This window comes from Aliidiomarina sedimenti, assembly GCF_003986955.1.
Classification (GTDB): domain Bacteria; phylum Pseudomonadota; class Gammaproteobacteria; order Enterobacterales; family Alteromonadaceae; genus Aliidiomarina; species Aliidiomarina sedimenti.
Genome location: NZ_PIPN01000003.1, coordinates 298,534 through 310,575 on the forward strand (window position 1 = coordinate 298,534; position 12,042 = coordinate 310,575).

Annotated in this window: 10 protein-coding genes; 9 read left to right on the plus strand and 1 reads right to left on the minus strand. The window is 52.0% G+C overall.

The window, feature by feature from the left end:
- Positions 1-219 precede the first annotated feature (219 nt).
- The 4 genes from CWE12_RS08420 (at position 220) to CWE12_RS08435 (ending at position 6,137) form a co-directional block, all read left to right on the plus strand.
- Positions 220-1,260: a Fe(3+) ABC transporter substrate-binding protein gene (locus tag CWE12_RS08420; protein WP_126789250.1), complete on the plus strand. Its 1,041-nt coding sequence runs from the start codon at positions 220-222 to the stop codon at positions 1,258-1,260.
- A gap of 59 nt (positions 1,261-1,319) precedes the next feature.
- Positions 1,320-3,077, plus strand: a complete 1,758-nt coding sequence (locus tag CWE12_RS08425) for an ABC transporter permease (protein WP_241984174.1) — start codon at positions 1,320-1,322, stop codon at positions 3,075-3,077.
- On the plus strand, positions 3,064-4,113 hold the full coding sequence (locus tag CWE12_RS08430; protein ID WP_420836637.1) for an ABC transporter ATP-binding protein: 1,050 nt from the start codon (positions 3,064-3,066) through the stop codon (positions 4,111-4,113). Before CWE12_RS08425 ends, CWE12_RS08430 begins: the two co-directional genes overlap by 14 nt.
- Positions 4,114-4,253: 140 nt before the next feature.
- Positions 4,254-6,137: a M1 family metallopeptidase gene (locus CWE12_RS08435; RefSeq protein ID WP_126789252.1), complete on the plus strand. Its 1,884-nt coding sequence runs from the start codon at positions 4,254-4,256 to the stop codon at positions 6,135-6,137.
- A gap of 98 nt (positions 6,138-6,235) precedes the next feature.
- Here CWE12_RS08435 and CWE12_RS08440 read toward each other — a convergent pair whose 3' ends face one another.
- Entirely contained in the window at positions 6,236-7,483 is a 1,248-nt protein-coding gene (locus CWE12_RS08440) for a conjugal transfer protein TraF (RefSeq protein ID WP_126789253.1), read from the minus strand.
- Between the two features lie 294 nt (positions 7,484-7,777).
- Here CWE12_RS08440 and CWE12_RS08445 point away from each other — a divergent pair, with 294 nt between their 5' ends.
- The 5 genes from CWE12_RS08445 (at position 7,778) to CWE12_RS08465 (ending at position 12,002) form a co-directional block, all read left to right on the plus strand.
- Positions 7,778-8,317, plus strand: a complete 540-nt coding sequence (locus CWE12_RS08445; RefSeq protein WP_126789254.1) for a hypothetical protein — start codon at positions 7,778-7,780, stop codon at positions 8,315-8,317.
- Between the two features lie 227 nt (positions 8,318-8,544).
- Positions 8,545-9,396 (plus strand): transposase, encoded by an 852-nt coding sequence (locus CWE12_RS08450; RefSeq protein ID WP_198675718.1) that lies wholly within the window; start codon positions 8,545-8,547, stop codon positions 9,394-9,396.
- A gap of 103 nt (positions 9,397-9,499) precedes the next feature.
- Entirely contained in the window at positions 9,500-10,495 is a 996-nt protein-coding gene (locus tag CWE12_RS08455; RefSeq protein WP_126789256.1) for a capsular polysaccharide export protein, LipB/KpsS family, read from the plus strand.
- A gap of 175 nt (positions 10,496-10,670) precedes the next feature.
- A complete protein-coding gene (gene rfaH, locus CWE12_RS08460; RefSeq protein WP_126789257.1) occupies positions 10,671-11,159 on the plus strand; it encodes a transcription/translation regulatory transformer protein RfaH in 489 nt (162 codons plus the stop codon).
- Positions 11,160-11,180: 21 nt separating this feature from the next.
- Positions 11,181-12,002, plus strand: coding sequence for an SDR family oxidoreductase (locus tag CWE12_RS08465; RefSeq protein ID WP_126789258.1), 822 nt, complete (start codon positions 11,181-11,183; stop codon positions 12,000-12,002).
- The last annotated feature ends 40 nt before the right edge of the window (positions 12,003-12,042 follow it).

Below are 12,042 nucleotides of genomic sequence, written 5' to 3' on the forward strand. Positions count from 1 at the left end.
TGATTCTGCTTTTGGGCGGTGTATACTCGACCGGGTGAACGAGAACCATTATCATTTCGGTCGGTGTGGAGTTAGCATCGCTTCTCTTCTTTATCTATGGTAGCGGCTGACTCCCCCACGGAGCCAGGCGCTGCCCGGTGGGGTATAGCGCCTGATAATCATTGTGATTATCAACTCCATGTCTTAACATGAGCGGTAGAAAACCTAAGGATTTATGGAATGAAGAACGTACTCAAAGTTGTCATTGTGGCCGGCGTTTTGCTGGCAATTATTTTGGCCTTCAGCAGCCGCAATGGCGATGACAATGAAGTGACTGTGTATTCAGCTCGTATTGAGAGCCTGGTTAAGCCATTGCTGGATCAGTTTGAAGATGAAACCGGGATCAAGGTAAACCTGTTAACGGGATCTGGCGATGCACTGCTGAGCCGTTTGCAGCAAGAAGGTGAAAACAGCCCGGGCGACGTGTTTATTACCGTTGATGCGGGTCGTCTGCAGCGCGCTAAAGATGCGGAATTATTTAAGGCCATTGAATCCCCGGAGCTGGCAGCCGCTATCCCGTCTCACCTGCGTGATGTAGATAATCAGTGGTTTGGTTTGAGCCTGCGCGCTCGTCCGATTTTCTATGCGCATGACCGTGTTGATCCAAGCGAGCTGAGTGACTACCTGAGCCTGGCCGATGAAAAATGGCGTGGTCGTATTTGTGTGCGTTCCTCGGACAATGTTTATAACCAGTCGCTGGTAGCAGGCATGATTGCGCACCATGGCGAGGAAGTGACCGAAGAGTGGGCTCGTGGTCTGGTAGCTAATTTCGCGCGCAGCCCGGTTGGCGGCGACCGTGACCAGTTACATGCTGTGGCCAATGGTCAGTGTGATATTGCGATTGCCAATACCTATTACTTCGGTGGCCTTACGGCGAGCGACGACGGCAACGATCAGGCGACTGTCGAAGCCTTGTCGATCCACTGGCCTGCACAGGGTGAGGGTGAACAGGGCGTGCACGTGAATGTCAGTGGCATTGGTGTGCTGCGTCACACGCAGAACGAAGAAAACGCAATTCGTCTGATTGAGTTTCTGGCTGGTCCGGAAGCGCAGGGTTCCTATGCTCAGCGTAACCACGAATATCCGGTACGCGAGGATGCGCCACGCAGTGAAATTACCCAGGCCTGGGGTGAGTTCGAAGCGGACGAATTACCGGTCAGCGAACTGGGTGAAAACAATGCAGCCGCGGTACGCTTAATGAACCGTGCTGGCTGGCGTTAATGAATAGCCGCTGCTGACAAGTGCAGTAGCGGCAGAGTGCTAAGGATTGATTATTTAAGGTGAACACTGAAGCTAAGCTGTCTCAGTCAAGCACACAAGCCGTGAACCCGACATTGTCGGGCTCACGGCTTTCGCGTTTTAGCCTGCCATTGGTGGCGATGATCATCTGCCTGCCGCTGTTAGTCGTGGTAGCGGCATTCTTTCTTGGTATTTTTTCTGTAGAACAACGCGCCAACCTGGCTCATTTATGGGACACGGTGATCGGCGAGTACGTTCGTCATTCGGGTATTTTACTGGTCGGCGTTGGCTTCATGGTGGTAGTAATCGGTGTGTCGACTGCCTGGCTGACCACGGCGTGTCGGTTCCCGGGCGTGCGCTGGTTACGCTGGGCATTGTTGTTGCCCCTGGCCATGCCCGCTTACATAACCGCATATACGTATACGGGTATATTAGCCTTCGAAGGGCCAGTACAAACCGCATTGCGCAGTGCATTTGGCTGGGGCTTTGGCGACTACTGGTTTCCTGAAGTACGCTCCATCGGAGGCGCCGTGCTGATGCTGGGGCTGGTCTTCTTCCCCTACGTTTACCTGATTACCCGCGCTGCTTTTATCGAGCAGTCCAGTGCTGCGATAGAAGCGGGGCGAACGCTGGGGCTGGGGCCCTGGGCGAGCTTCTGGCGTATCGCGTTACCAATGGCGCGGCCGGCGATTGCTACCGGGGTCACACTGGCGCTGATGGAAACCCTGGCTGACTACGGCACCGTGCATTACTTCGGGGTCACTACTTTCACCACCGGTATTTTCCGCACCTGGTATGGCATGGGCGATCAGATTGGCGCCCTGCAACTGGCCTCGATGTTGCTGACATTCGTGGTGGTATTGATGGTGGTTGAACGCATTTCGCGGGCGCGCTCCCGTTACCATGGCGCCGGGCGGTCATCGGTTCGGGCCCGACCTCATGTACTTACGGGCTGGAAAGCTGCAGGTGCCTTCTTAGCCTGCTTTCTACCGGTTTTATTTGGCTTCTTGTTCCCTGCGATTCAGCTCGGCTGGTGGTCACTGGAACGGGCCGAAATATGGCTGCAACCGACATTCTGGAGCCTGGTAGGGAATACCGTGCTACTGGCTACTATCGCCGCGTTTGTCACTGTCGTGTTGGCGCTGTGGTTGTGCTATGGCAAACGTAGGTCGCCAACGCGGATGGTTCGTGGAAGTGTCGGAATGGCGACGCTTGGCTATGCCATTCCCGGGGTGGTGATTGCGGTTGGGGTCATGGTTCCGCTGGCATGGCTGGATAACAGGTTCATTGATATCACTGAATTTTTATTTGGCTGGAACCCAGGGCTGATCTTGTCGGGTACTATCGTGGCGCTGATTTTTGCCTATGCGGTGCGTTTCCTTTCGATATCGATTCAAACTGTGGATAGCGGGCTGAGCCAAATCCGCCACAGCATGGATGAAAGTGCCCGGGTACTGGGGCTGTCCCCGCGGGAAGTACTAAAACGGATCCATTTTCCACTGTTGCGGACCAGTATTTTAACCGCGTCCATTCTGGTCTTCGTCGATGTGTTGAAAGAACTGCCCGCTACAATTGTGTTGCGGCCGTTTAATTTTAATACGCTTGCGGTCAGAGCCTACGAAATGGCGGGCGATGAACGCCTCGCGGATGCCGGGCCTCCGGCCCTGATGATTGTGTTGGCCGGGTTGATTCCGGTCATTTTACTGAGTCGCGCGATGGGTCGTCGTAACGAAGCAGAGCAAGCGGCGAACGCTGCTGAACCTAAGCCTGAGGATATTTATGAGCCTGTTAAAGCTTGATTCAATCGAAGTTGAGTTGGGTGGCCATACCATTGTTGACCATGTCAGTTTAACCCTTGAGCGTGGCGAAATTGGTTGTTTGCTGGGGCCATCCGGCTGCGGTAAAACCACCTTGTTGCGTGCGATAGCAGGCTTTGAACGGGTTGCGGGTGGTGCGGTTTACCTTGCGGATCAGCGGGTGTCTGGTGAAGAGGTTCATCTTGAGCCGGAACACCGGGAGGTCGGTATGGTCTTTCAGGACGTGGCCTTGTTTCCGCATTTGACCGTGGCCGATAACATCAGTTTCGGGCTGCGTGGCGCCTCAACGGCTGAGAAACGGAGCCGGGTGGCGGAGTTGCTTGAGCACATTGGTCTTGAGGGATACGGGCCGCGTTACCCGCATCAGTTGTCCGGTGGCCAGCAGCAACGTGTGGCGCTGGCTCGGGCTCTGGCGCCGAGGCCGCGACTCCTGTTGTTAGACGAACCTTTTTCCTCGCTTGATGCTGAGTTGCGTGAATCCTTGGCGACAGAAGTTCGGGCGGTGCTGAAAAAAGAAAATATTACCGCATTGCTGGTTACCCATGATCAGCAGGAAGCCTTTGCGATGGCTGACAAAGCGGGCATGATGTACCGCGGTCGGCTGCTGCAGTGGGACACGCCATACGGGCTTTATCACCAACCCTCGCACCACCTGGTGGCCAATTTTATTGGTCATGGTGTGTTGCTGCGCGGCCATATTAATCAGAATGGATGCGTTGAAACGCCGCTCGGATGCTTGCATGGCGAGCATTTTGGCAGTGCCGGTGTTGGTGAAGTGGTTGATGTGCTTATTCGTCCGGATGACATTGTGATCGATTCTGCTGGTGAGCAGGAAGCCTCTATCGTCTCTCGCGGCTTCCGTGGCTCGCACTTCCTCTATACAGCCGAGCTGGCCGATGGCGCACAAGTACTGTGCATGGCTCCGTCGCATTATCAGTATGACGTTGGCAGCCAGATCCGGCTGAAAATGAACCTCGACCACCTGGTGCTGTTCCACGCCGGCTACTGCGACACCTGATTCAACATTCGGGCGCGGGGCTTGATCATTGAATTTGGCTCCGCTGTTTCCGCCAATTCAACGTTCAAGCCCCGCGCTCGATCATTGAATGCTGTGGTAGAGTAGCTATATCTGACCCCAACAACAGTGTGGATACCATCATGAAAACAATAAAAACGACGCTGCTGGTAAGCGCGCCAGTGTGGTTGCTTGCGTGTTCTCCTGCGCCTGAACCGGTTACTGACTTTTCCCCTTCAGAGCATTACCGGGTGCAAACGCCGACGGATGACTTGCATAGTTTTGCGAACACCAACGACGTGCGCGCGCCGCACCTGCATTTAGAACTCGATGTGAACTTTGAAGAGAAGACCTTATCGGGGTTCGCGGAATATCAGCTGGAGTATATCAATGGCGATGCGGCTGAATTTGTCCTTGATACGGATGATCTTGATATTCATCGGGTTGAGTTAAGCGATGGCGAAGGCTGGCAGGACGGTAGTTTTCACCTTGGTGATGATGACCCGGTTTTGGGCTCAGCGCTTCGAATTGAATTGACTGATCAGCCAAGCAAAGTGCGTGTTCACTACACCTCGTCACCAACGGCGACAGGTCTTGACTGGGTTGAACCCGCAGGTACTGCCGGTGGCGAGCACCCCTACTTATATAGCCAGTCGCAACCGCATTATGCGCGCACCTGGGTGCCGATACAGGACACCGCGTCATCGCGGCTGACCTTTAGTGCGCGCCTGACCACACCACCGCAACTGATTGGTCTGATGGGAGCAAATAACCCACCGAACCCGGAGCGGACCGGTGTTTATGAAATGGCCAGCGAACAGGCTATCCCGCCCTATCTGATGGCGATTGCGGTGGGTGACCTTGAGTTTCACGCGCTGAACGAGCGGATGGCCATTTACGCGGAACCTTCGGTGCTCGAAGCTGCGGTCAATGAGTTTTCCTATACCACCGATATGATGGAAGTGACTGAGTCGATGTTCGGACCTTACGCCTGGGACCGTTACGATCAGCTGATTTTACCACCGAGCTTCCCATTCGGTGGAATGGAAAACCCGCAACTGGCGTACATTACGCCGACCGTTATTGCGGGGGACCAAAGCCTGGTGAGCCTGATTGCGCATGAGTTAGCGCATTCCTGGTCAGGAAATTTAGTGACCAATGCCACCTGGCGTGATCTGTGGCTAAACGAGGGATTTACCTCGTACGTGCAGAATCGGATCATGGAAGCAGTGTATGGTGAAGAGCGGGCTCTGATGGAGCGTATGCTTGCAGATCAAAGCCTTAAGCGCTCAATTGAGTCGTTGACCGAACGTCAGCAAGTGCTGCATCTGGAGCTTGAGCAGCGCGACCCGGAAACGATTTTCACTTCGGTGCCATACGACAAAGCGGCGTCGTTTCTTTTCTTCCTTGAGTCACGGGTTGGGCGCGATGTATTCGATAGTTTTGTTCGCCAATACTTCGCCGATTACTCGTTTAAGAGTTTGAATACTAAAGAGTTCGAGCAGTATTTGTATGACAATTTGGTGGATGCAAACGACAACGTGAGCCGTGAGGATGTGCAGCAATGGCTGTATCAGCCGGGCTTGCCGGACAGCATGGTGACGGTTGAAGTTGATGCTTTCTCCGAGGTTGATGACGCACGTCAGGCCTGGCTTGAAGGGTCGGCGGTTGATATGTCGGAGTGGAGTATTCACGAACGCTTGTACTTTTTACGTCATTTACCGGATGGGATGTCGGATGACGAGCTAGCGCGTCTTGACCGTGAGCTTGGGCTGACATCCACTCAGAATAACGCGGTACTAACGAACTGGCTTGAGATTGCGATTCGCCATGACTACGAGCCCGCCTTGCATCGGGTAGAGGAAATGGCGTTAGGGATGGGGCGACTGGCCTATTTAATACCTGTCTACAGCGCGTTGCTGGAAACCGATCCGACGCGAGCTGTTGAGCTGTATGAACAAGCCAAACCAGGCTACCACCAGCTGACACGCGACTCCATCGAAGCGCTGCTGGCTGACGCGCGCTGATTCAACGATCGAGCGCGGGGCTTGATCATTGAATTTGGCTTTGCTGTTTCTGCCAATTCAACGTTCAAGCCCCGCGCTTGAATCTTGAATCTTGAAAGTTAGAATGTGAACCCGAGCTGGACGCCGGCGCCAAGGTTGCGGTCGTCGGCGTACATGGCTGACAGGTTGATGTGCATGCGACCAAACGGCGAGAAGCCAAGGCCTGCGGTGATTGCGCTTTCATAGCTGTCTTGCAGATCGTGGCGATAGCCTAAACGTACCTGAATCCAGCGGGCGAGATCGTACTCATAGCCAGCCCGCACAAACTGGGTTTCCCGGCTTTCACCGAACACCTGCAGCTGACTGGCCGGGCTTAAGCCAAGGTAGTTCTGCTTGGTTAAATCCAGATCCAGGCTCAACGACATGCGACGAGTGTTGTAACCCAGCCCCGCTACTGCGTGTGGTTTTATCTCGTAATCCAGTGATACCAAATCATTTAGCTGGCGAGAGTAGATAGGCTGTCCGTCTACTTCCTGGCTTAACAGGTTTTGCACTGAAACGCCGAAGCTCATACGTTCACTGAGATCCATTGTCATGCCAAGGTCGACGTTGACGGCTGATGAAGAAGAGCGGTATTCGTCTGCATCGAAGTCATCGGTGTCGATGTCACTGAGCGCTGAAAAGTAGGTAAAGCTTTCTATTTGCTGAACTTTCGGTGCAACACCGAACGTCAGGTTACGGCCAAAAAGATTAAAGTCGCGCGCCAGTGCGACACCGAAATCGGTAATCAAGCGACCAACCACGTAGCCTTCAGAGGTTAAATTGTTCAGTTCATTGTCGCTCTGAGCATTCAGAATACGCTCGATATCATTCTCGTCAGGCTTGGCTGAGGTGAACGCACTTAAATCAGTATTTATAAAGAACGAAGCGGCGGCAAAACGGTTAGGGATAGATGCCGATGCGTGAACACCCACATCAGCGATAACGGTGCCCCGTATATTGGTGAAGTCGTCAGCGAGCTGCCCCCGGGCTTGCTCCACTTGCTGTTCATTCACTGGAACACCCATATCCGCTTGTTCCAGTAGCCATTCCAGCTGGTCGAAGCTATCCTGGAAATCATCGATGCGGTCTGTCAGTTGATCCTGATCGGCGGCTTCAAAGTAAGCAGCAGGTAGGATCAGGCCGAAATGGTCGCGCTCTTCAAAATTGGCAGCCAGCGCCGGGTTTAAAGATCCTGAATGGAAGTACTTGCCGTTGGCAACGCCTGAACCGCCCATGGCGTGAGAGCGGTTGTCGTTAGCTAGTGCAGGCGAGGCAATAAGCGCAAGGCCAATCAGCGATGCGAGAGTCGATCGAGTAAATAGCATAGAATTAGTCCGTTTTATTTATATGGTTGCGCGCCTAGTTTATGTATTTGTGGTCGGTTACACAATCAAATTCAACGTTCAAGCCCCGCGCTTGAATCTTGAATTCAATGTTCGGGCGCGGGGCTTGAACGTTGAATCAGGGTGCCTGAAATCTGCACAGATTGATTAATAATTATCTGATTTAAGTAAAGAAACATTAAATCAGGAGGGGGGATCCTTGAATAAAGGAGTCGATGCCTATAATTAAAGGTCTAAGCCAATTGGTTCTACAACTGTAGATAAGGAAGTAACTCGATGAAAAAGTCTATGATTGCACTTGCAACAGCAGGTTTAATGGCAAGCGCGGTAAGCTCAGCACAGGCTGACGACTTCACCTATGTGAGTGGTGGTATTTATGATATTGGCGATAGCGATATCTACCTTGAAGGTTCAATGCGCCTTAACCCTAACCTGGTCTTAAGCGCTCAGTACACCGATGCAGCGGAATTCTCTTTGTACGGTGGCGGTAAGTACTTCGTTGATTTTGGTCAAAGCCAGGATGTAGAAACCTTTATTCAGGCGGGTGTTAGTCACTACGACTTCTCCGATGGTCCGGACTTTTCAGCAGGCGACGACACTGGCGTATACGCTGGTGCGGGTTTCACCACTAAGTTCGACCAGTATTCACGCTTCATCGTGGATGCGCGCTACGACACAGTGCTGGATGGCTTCTTTTCAGTGGGTGCTCGTTTCCGTTACGAATTCCTCGACCGTTTGTCAGGTGACGTAGGTTACCGCGTAAATACCAGCGGCATGGACAACGAAGTACGTGTAGGTTTGACCTACAGCTTCTAATTGTCTGCACGTTTAAGAAACCCGGCCTTGTGCCGGGTTTTTTGTTTCAATAATGCGCTGGCGCGGGGCTTGATCATTGAATTCGGTGTTTGCTAGTGGCGCAAATTCAACGATCAAGCCCCGCGCTCGAATGTTGAATTAAGCGATGGCGCACAGAGCTGGCGGAGCGAACAGAGGCATGGAGGCTAAGGTTAGATAACTTAACAATGGTTATCGGGTTCAGGCCTATGAGTCGAAAGTATCGTGCGCCCCGGAAGGGCGGTTTTTATCATGTGACTAATCGTGGCAACAATAAGGAAGTGCTTTATAGAAGTCGGGGGGATATGCAATTCTTCATCAAGTATCTGGCTCGCGCCTGCGTTCGCAGCAATGTCAAAGTCCATGCATACTGCCTGATGTCTAACCATTATCATGTGCTGTTGGAAACCCCTGAAGCCAACTTATCCTATGCGGTGATGCAATTTGAATCCGCTTTTGCCTGCTTTGTAAACAAGAAATATGAACGGGTCGGGCATGTCTTTCAGGGGCGGTTCGACTCTCAACTAATTGAAGAACAAATATATTATCTGACAGTCGTTCGCTACATTATGCAGAACCCAGTGCGTGCGATGATGATTGGGCACCCCCGGTGGTACGAGTTCTGCAGCTATCGTATGACAATGGGGTTTGAGCCAGTAGCTGAATGGTTCGCAAGGGATTATTTGTTAAATGCCTTTGAAAAACAGGGGGCTAAAAACGGGCTGGATGGTAAACAGGAGTTCGTGCGCTTTATTAATGAACGAGATTATGAAAATCTGTGGCATCGAATAAAGCATGGGGCTTTTCTTGGGAGTGATGAGTTTGTACGTACTCATCTACCTAAAAAAATCCCAAAAAGTTTGCCCAAAGCATTAGCGCGGGCACCTCAAATTACATTGAGGGATCTCAAAAATTCCTACCCTGATAGAAACCAATTCATCGCAGCAGCTCACATGGAGGCGGGGCATAGTCAGGCCTCCATTGCGAGGTACCTGGGTGTGCATCCGTCCACCGTATGCGTCGTGTTACGTAAATTCAATACGGGCGAGCGCGGGGCTTGATCATTGAATTGGGTGCCGGCGAATGAAATCAATTCAACATTCAAGCCCCGCGCTTGAATGTTGAATATGGCGGCGGCAGGTAGAGTTTTGCTATGATGCCCGGATGCTGAAAAAAACTGAGCCAGTAGGCCACATCCACGACATCATCCGCGACAAGGCAGGCCCCGATCACCGGGTTTTGTGTGTCACGACGTCCATATCCGAGATTAAAACACTCGACGAACTGCTTGGCTGCAAAGTCACTCATTCGCCTTTAATGCTTCACCATTCATGTGCGGTCATTATTCACGGCGGAGGAAAGGCCGCCCGCAAGGCTTTATCGGCAAGTACTGCGCTTGAGTTGCCGCTGCTATACACCGATTTCGGACCATTAAAAAGCTTTCGCCATAAAGCTCATGAGTCGTTATCGATGAACTTTGATCACCTGGGTTTTGCTCACGACTCAAGTCGTGAAACTCACCTCGAAGGGCTGATTAAAACCCCTTTAAACGCGGCACAGTTAGAACGCACCGAGCAGATAATTCGCCAATGGAAAAGCATTCGTGCCTCGCGTTGCAATCATACTACCGGACCTCATTTACCCAGCCAGAAATTTGTTGCAGTACTCGCTGAACCCGTAAACAAAGGCACAGATTTTCGTGCAAGTGCACAAGCAACGGTGGGCCTGTGTGAGCAAGCGAGACAAGCCTATCCCGAACATGAAATCGTTATCGTGCAGGCTGAAGATTATGCTGCGGATGCGATTTCAGAAGCCGCCGCAGTTTTGGCTCATAGCTCGCCGGTTGGTTTTGAGGCCCTGCTGTGGGGGAAACGGGTTCATGTGAGTGGTATGCCCTTTTACGCAGGCTGGGGCCTGACTGATGACCGATTGCCGGCGCCAGCTCGACGAAGTCCACTGGAAGCGGGAGTTGCTCAGTTGGCATATGCGTACCTGGTGGAATATTCAAGATACGTGAGCCCCTATGACCATAAACGGCTGACCGTCGAAGAGGCGCTAACTCTATTGGAGAAAACGCGTCCTGACGCGTTGGCTGAGGCTCAGAAAAAGGCAAAGCAACGTGCAGCCGCACCACGCTGGTTACGGTGGCTGATGCGCTAAGCGCAGATTCAATGTTCAAGCGCGGGGCTTGAACATTGAATTCAGGTATTGCAGATAGGTCAATTCAACATTCAAGCCCCGCGCCGGAACGTTGAATTGGTATATGGTATTCATCAGATGTAGAATGATTCTCATACACGATTAGTGCGGGTATGTCGGTTTTAAAGGGAGCTATATGACGGACTGGTATCTTTTGCATTGTAAGGCGCGGCAGGAAGCGCGAGCGAAAATGCACATAGAAAATCAAGGCTATACCACCTGCCTTCCTACCATTCGTCTGCAGAAAACCTTGCGCGGAAAGCGTCAGGTGGTTGAAGAAGCGCTGTTTCCAAGTTATCTGTTTATTCAAATAGACATGGAAAATGCCAATTTCAATTCCATCCGCAGTACCCGCGGGGTCAACGGCTTTGTTCGGTTTGGCGGTATACCAAGTAAAATTCCGCCGTCGGTAATTGAGCAGTTTCAGGCGTTGGAGGGTCAACAGACAGATCCTCAGGCGCAGTTTGAAGCCGGTGCCGAAGTTGAAATCGCGGAGGGCCCGTTTGCTGGGTTGCCAGCGGTTTATAAAATAAGTAAGGGCGACGACCGTTGCCTGGTTCTACTGGAAATGATGGGTAAACAGCAGCAACTAGAACTAAAAGAAGCTGCACTTAAAAAGCGCTAACACAGTAAGCGGGACGCTTAGATGACAATCGAAAAGACACTACTATTGGGTGCGTCAGGCCAATTGGGACATGCATTGCTGCGTGAACTTGAGTCTGTTCGGGAAGTATTGTCACCGAACCGCCGCGAACTCGACCTCACTGATCTTGAAAGTGTAGAAACCTACCTGGAACAGCAGCAACCCGACTTGATACTGAATGCTGCGGGTCTCACCGGGACGAAGAAAAACGAAGAAAATCCGCAACTTGCAATGCGGTTGAATAGTGAACTTCCACGTGTGCTTGCCCGATATGTGCGCGGTCGCCCCAATGCAAGCCTGGTCCATTTTTCGTGCGTGGATGTATATGGGAAGCCAAATCAGCGCGAACGCTATTGCCACGAGGACGACCAGACAAATCCGTTAGGTATTTATGCCCAAACAAAGTTGCAGGGGGAACAGTCGATTGTAAGTAACTGTTCTAACTATCTGATTTTCAGGCTTTGTTCATTGTATTGCGACGCTACAAAGCACGCTCAGACAAAACCCGACCCTATAGTCGTTGGCGCTCCGACCTCGGTGCGCTACGTGGCGAGTACCGTGGTACGTACCTTGAAGCGGATTGATCGCCGCGTGCTTAAAGTGGTGCCCGGCGTGTATAACCTGTGTAGTAAAGGCAGTGCCGACTGGCAGCGTTTTTTCCGCGAAGTGAGCATGCAATATAATAATCCGCAATTATTGCAGCAAGAGCCGAGCTCAAAAGTAGTTAGCCTCGGCACCTCCGTCAGCGTACAAAAAGCTGAAGATAACTTTTGCCTGTTTGTCCCGTCATGGCAGGCACAGCTTAAATCCTCCCTAAGCAAATAAAACAATTCAACGTTCAAGCCCCGCGCTCGAATGTTGAATG